Origin of the sequence: Pseudomonas sp. AU12215 (assembly GCF_001675465.2) — a bacterium.
Lineage (GTDB): Bacteria > Pseudomonadota > Gammaproteobacteria > Pseudomonadales > Pseudomonadaceae > Pseudomonas > Pseudomonas nitroreducens.
Window position 1 is genome coordinate 1 of record NZ_MACM02000096.1, and the last position, 3,028, is coordinate 3,028.

General features: G+C 53.5%; 3 protein-coding genes. 2 read left to right on the forward strand and 1 reads right to left on the reverse strand.

Annotation, left to right across the window (positions count from 1 at the left end; genetic code table 11):
- Positions 1-213: 213 nt before the first annotated feature.
- Positions 214-834, reverse strand: a complete 621-nt coding sequence (locus A9513_RS14620; RefSeq protein WP_065327452.1) for a hypothetical protein — start codon at positions 832-834, stop codon at positions 214-216.
- Positions 835-986: 152 nt separating this feature from the next.
- Here A9513_RS14620 and A9513_RS14625 point away from each other — a divergent pair, with 152 nt between their 5' ends.
- Together A9513_RS14625 and A9513_RS14630 are read left to right on the forward strand one after the other, a co-directional pair.
- Positions 987-2,390 carry a hypothetical protein gene (locus A9513_RS14625; RefSeq protein ID WP_065327453.1) on the forward strand — a complete coding sequence of 468 codons (1,404 nt, stop codon included), beginning with the start codon at positions 987-989 and terminating at the stop codon, positions 2,388-2,390.
- A 130-nt stretch (positions 2,391-2,520) separates the two neighbouring features.
- Positions 2,521-2,751, forward strand: a complete 231-nt coding sequence (locus A9513_RS14630) for an AlpA family transcriptional regulator (RefSeq protein ID WP_065327454.1) — start codon at positions 2,521-2,523, stop codon at positions 2,749-2,751.
- The last annotated feature ends 277 nt before the right edge of the window (positions 2,752-3,028 follow it).

Consider the following 3,028-nt stretch of genomic DNA (forward strand, 5'->3'; position numbering starts at 1 on the left):
ATCGTGACGCGCTCTGTGGCGCTGAGTTCGTGATAGGACATGGGGCAACACCTTACCGAAATGGTCGGGTGTTGCACTCAGTTTTTGCGGCCGCCTTGTTTATTTAAATTTATGGTTTTACCCATACTTTGACCCACACTTTGGCGTGCGCAACGATTAACGATTCTTGCCTTCAAATTCATGTCGGCGTACGAGGCTGCCGTGAGCGGCTGGTCAGTCGTTCGCTCTATCAAAAGTATCGCCGAGAAGCACATTCAAGACTGCAGTAATACTGCTCCCGCTCAAAGCCCTGAGCATCTCAGGCTGCCGCTTCTTGCTTTCCCGCTTCTGAGCATCCGTTAGTTCTTTGATCGAGAGTCCCGCGCCTTCCATCACCACGGTGCAGTCGGACAGTCGTGCGATGCAATCCTTCAGCATCTTCTGGGCTGACTCTAGCTCCTTAGTCTTCTGCGCGAGCGTCTCCTTGGCGAGCTTCACCGCAGCTCTTTCCTGCTCAATTAACTGATGCCCATCCATGATCAACGACTCCAATGCGCCTGCGCTCGTGGTGCCGCTCTGCTTGGCTAAGCTGGCGAGCTTCCTCTTAGCCTGGATTGACAGCATGTGGCTGCTGGACTCTTTGCCCTCCAATTTCTTTTTCTGCCGGGACTGATGTGTCTTCCACGCATTCTCCATGCGGACTAGCAGCAACCCCTCGGGCAATGACGCCAACTTCTCCCTCCAGGCATCCAGCTCCTTACGCCCCGCCCATCGTCCTAGCGAAATGCCTTTTCGTCTCAAATATTTTATTGACCAATCGGTCTTTTCTTGATCGATGGTTCTGAAATTAGTCATTTTATATCCATAATTCCTATTTGTGACTTCTAGTGATGGATTTTGTGACATGTTACTGGCGTGTAATTTACATGTCTCAGTTATATTTTTAGATAGTCTGTAAAAACGAGGATAAATATACTCATCCCCTTCATCATTGAGAGAGTTAATGGATGAACACGCGATGGCTCGTAGCCGTTCTCACCTGGAAACGGGCGGGCCTTTCCCCGGCTGCACGCTACGTGTTGGCGCGTTTTACTCAGCTGAACGATGTGTGTGGCTGGACCCTTCTTAGGGTCAAGGAGTTCGCTCAAACGATCGGCATCACGGATATCCAGTTGGGCAGAGGGCTCGATGAGTTAGTCGATGAAGGCGTACTGATTCGAAGGGGGATTGCTAAGGGGTTAGGCCGACCTCCAACTGAATACCGCCTCGCTCCGGATATGGCGGAGCAGTTGGAGGTAGGTGAGGTTGAGTCGGAGTGGGCTACGTGTATTGACTACCTGTTGCGACACGAGGGTCATCCAGGTCTGCAGTTTGTAGGAAGGCGTAGGAAATCTTCCGCCGCAGAGGAAGGGGACCCACCTGTGCCCAAGCGTTTGAGTTTCTTGAACCGACTGCTATTTGCCGTGCTGCTGTGTCATGCAGATCGTTTCGGGATAGTGCAGGGGGCAGGTAGGTCAACTTTGGGGCAGCAGACAGGACTGAGTAAGGAGCGGCTAAGAAGCCGGACTCAGAAGCTGCTGAGTGAGGGCGTGTTGCGAGCCTTTACGCCTGGGGCAACGGGGAAGCATTTATTTCGCAGAACAGCGAGTTGCTATTTCCTTAACCTAAACCATCCTGACTTGTTGGCAGAAAAGACGCCTTTGCTGCTGTCGTTCCTGTACCGCCAGCCTTTCGATGGTCGGTCATCAGACATTGTGGATTACATCCTGAAACCCGCAGACGGTGGCATGGAGCAGCGTGACCTTGGCATCAGATCTTATCTTCGGTCGCGGCATGAGCACGATCTGGCGGACACATTGCGTGGCAAGCTTGACGGTTATGCCGCAGCCTTGCTCTCAGGGCATTGGGACGATTTTCGCTTAGGCAAGTTAGCGTTGCAGAAGGTACTGCAAGAGGAGCTATTGATACCTGAAGAAACTCCAGAGAGAGACCCGGCCACGGATCAAGAGGCCCTGGCGGAATATCTCATCGAAGGGGCACGCTCGATTGCTGTTGCCATCAAGCATAACTGCAGACAGGCCTTGAAGAGCCTGGACCTCAAAAGCATGGACGTCGCTTTGTTGCCAGAGCGCAGGGCGAAGTATCGGGACAGCAGCCTCATCTTTTACTCAGTGCGAGTGCTCCTGCTGTTGCCCAAGAGCGGACGCGAAGACTTGACCACCCCCGGTTTGGGCGGATGTGTGTTGGAGTGGCAGGGAGATAAATGGACAGAGACGTCTTACCCAGATCCAGCAGGGCTGTCTGTCGGTCAACAGTACCTTTATGGGCTGCGTATGCCTTTGGACGGCGTGCTGCAATTAGACTTCCCTCAAGCCACTGATGAATACCAGAAGCCTCATCGCGACGACTAATCGTCGAGGCGATGCTGGTTCAGATGCCCGTGAAGGCTGAGTTATGGAAATCACCTAGCTTGCCGAGCCAGGACTCAGTGAAAAAGAACAAACCCTGCCAATCCTCTGAACGAACAAGAGGAGCCCGTTCATGAGGATCATCCGCCTGAAAGAAGTCATCGATTCGACTGGCTTGGCACGGTCGACCATCTATAAGCACATAGGGGAAGGCACCTTCCCGAAACCCGTCCCGTTGGGTGACCGCTGTGTCGGATGGGTCGACAGCGAGGTGCACGATTGGATCCTGGCTAGAATCGAAGAGCGTGACTTGGCAGAGAGTGGTGCAGTCCGCTCCACAGGCCATTTGAGCATGGCCAGCTAGAAAACGATCATTCACGCCATGGCTGGCTAAGGCTGGTCATGGCGTTTATGCCGCTTGGGAAGGGCTTGTGTTCTCAGCTAACTCTCCCAGGAGGCAATTCGGCAATTCCCTCGACAGGCAGGGCAATGTTGCTCCCCATTGCCCTGCCTTGTCGGGATGGTCGGGAGTCGATTGGGCTGCTTCTAGTTATATAGGGCGGCCGCAAAAACTGAGTGCAACACCCGACCATTTCGGTAAGGTGTTGCCCCATGTCCTATCACGAACTCAGCGCCACAGA

What these genes read in the sequence shown, in the direction of transcription:
- A9513_RS14620 (WP_065327452.1), bottom strand. Translation starts at nt 834, where the DNA reads ATGACTAATTTCAGAACCATCGATCAAGAAAAGACCGATTGGTCAATA.
- A9513_RS14625 (WP_065327453.1), top strand. Translation starts at nt 987, where the DNA reads ATGAACACGCGATGGCTCGTAGCCGTTCTCACCTGGAAACGGGCGGGC.
- A9513_RS14630 (WP_065327454.1), top strand. Translation starts at nt 2,521, where the DNA reads ATGAGGATCATCCGCCTGAAAGAAGTCATCGATTCGACTGGCTTGGCA.